1 protein-coding gene and 1 pseudogene are annotated in these 1,034 nt (G+C 43.2%); both read right to left on the bottom strand.

Annotated features, from left to right (window positions below; translation table 11 throughout):
- The coding region (locus BB781_RS15030; protein WP_129582750.1) for an ABC transporter transmembrane domain-containing protein at nucleotides 1-761 on the bottom strand (761 nt) is incomplete at its 3' end.
- A pseudogene (locus BB781_RS15025) lies at nucleotides 754-1,034 on the bottom strand (hypothetical protein); the annotation flags it as partial. The pseudogene BB781_RS15025 and the gene BB781_RS15030, both read right to left, overlap by 8 nt.

Genomic DNA, 1,034 nt, shown 5'->3' with positions numbered 1-1,034 from the left:
TGGGCACTGTTTAGAAGAACACCTATGATCAGTTCGAGCCGTATCAGATGTTTCTCATAATCATCAAGCTTTTCGTTCAACTCGCCAAGGTACTTATCCTCATTATTGGATGCCTTTATCTCCTGGATATTTTCCAGACCCTGCTGGATTTGTTCACTTACATTGCGCGCCTTATCGTACATTACTTTGTGGCCATTTAGTTGCCGTTTTTTCGACAATAGAATTATTGCGGCAGCTACCGGCACAACCCAGAACAAAGCCATGGATAGTTGCCAGTTATAAAAGAACAGCCCTATTGCGATAAGAGTGATGCTGATGACTGAGGCAAACAGCTGAGGAACTGCATGTGAAAATGTGTGTTCCAGTTCAGTGTTGTCAGTCATAATGGTAGATGTCAGGTCTGATAGATTCTTCTCTCCAAAGAAAGCCAGTGGCAGTTTGCGTAGCTTCTCCGCCAGTGATAGACGCCTGTTGGCACTTTCTTCGTAAATGGTAGTATAGGTGCTGCGATACTGAAGCAGAGCTATTGCCCAGGTAACCAGCATAAAAAATATGCCCACTGCAATATAATACAATAATTCTTTTTCAGGGGTTTCCATAGGGTCTATCACAGGCCGCAGGTAATCGTCAAGGAACAGGAAAACGAATACTGCAGGCAACATCAATGCTATATCGAGCAAAGTTGTGAATAATGTCCCTTTCAGGAAATCCTTTGCCCCCTTGGTTGAAAGGGCCAGCCGTTTTTCTAAAATGTTAAGCATATTGTGCCTCCTTTCTTATTGTCCATTGAATTGATCTCTGGTACTCGTTCCACATTCTGGCATATAGGCCCTGTTTATCCAGCAATTCATAATGGGTCCCATGTTCTGCAATTTTCCCTTTGTCTATAACCAGGATAGAATCAACATCCGTCACACTTGTCAGCCTGTGAGCGATCATCAGCACTGTTTTACCTTTGGTGAGTTTTCCCAGAGCTTTCTGTATCAGATGTTCGTTTTCAGGATCAGCAAAAGCAGTGGCTTCATCCAGAACAA

This window comes from Methanolobus psychrotolerans, from assembly GCF_002243045.1.
In the GTDB taxonomy this organism is placed as follows: domain Archaea; phylum Halobacteriota; class Methanosarcinia; order Methanosarcinales; family Methanosarcinaceae; genus Methanolobus; species Methanolobus psychrotolerans.
Note: the sequence above shows the minus strand (reverse complement) of the source record. Positions and strands in the feature narration are given on the sequence as shown.